The sequence below is a fragment of the Candidatus Symbiopectobacterium sp. NZEC127 genome (assembly GCF_025962675.1).
Classification (GTDB): Bacteria; Pseudomonadota; Gammaproteobacteria; order Enterobacterales; family Enterobacteriaceae; genus Symbiopectobacterium.
Window position 1 is genome coordinate 1 of record NZ_JAGFPG010000080.1, and the last position, 487, is coordinate 487.

Annotated in this window: 2 protein-coding genes; both read left to right on the plus strand. The window is 56.3% G+C overall.

Annotated features, from left to right (window positions below):
* On the plus strand, nucleotides 1-149 hold a 149-nt coding region (locus J5069_RS24015), incomplete at its 5' end, for a MucB/RseB C-terminal domain-containing protein (RefSeq protein ID WP_264646149.1).
* Between the two features lie 24 nt (nucleotides 150-173).
* On the plus strand, nucleotides 174-487 hold a 314-nt coding region (locus J5069_RS24020; RefSeq protein ID WP_264646148.1), incomplete at its 3' end, for a SoxR reducing system RseC family protein.

Sequence of the window (487 nt, forward strand, 5' to 3'; positions counted from 1 at the left end):
CAGAATCCCGTGCTGAGCAATATGTGACGACGGGACGGCGAAGCGTACACACAGAAATTCGCGATGGGTATGAAATAACCGTAGTGGGCGAATTACCCCCGACCACGGCTAAACGCATTGCTGACAACGTCATTTTTCAATCGCAATAAATTTGCAAGATGTAGGGCACAGGTATGATCAAAGAGTGGGCGACCGTGGTTTCCTGGCACAATGGCATGGCCGAGCTGCACTGTGAGCAGTCCGGGTGCAGCGGTTGTCAGTCGCGTAAAACCTGTGGCACCGGGCTTTTGAGTGAATTGGGGCGGTCCGCCGAGCAGGCGCTGTACGTTCCGTGCGAGCAGCCTTTGCTGCCTGGTCAACGCGTTGAATTGGGCATTTCCGAAAGTAGTCTGCTGCGCTCTGCCATGCTGGTCTATCTGGTGCCGCTGTTGGGCCTGTTCACAGGGGCCGGATTGTTGCAGTCGCTGTTCGCCAACGATCTGGCGGC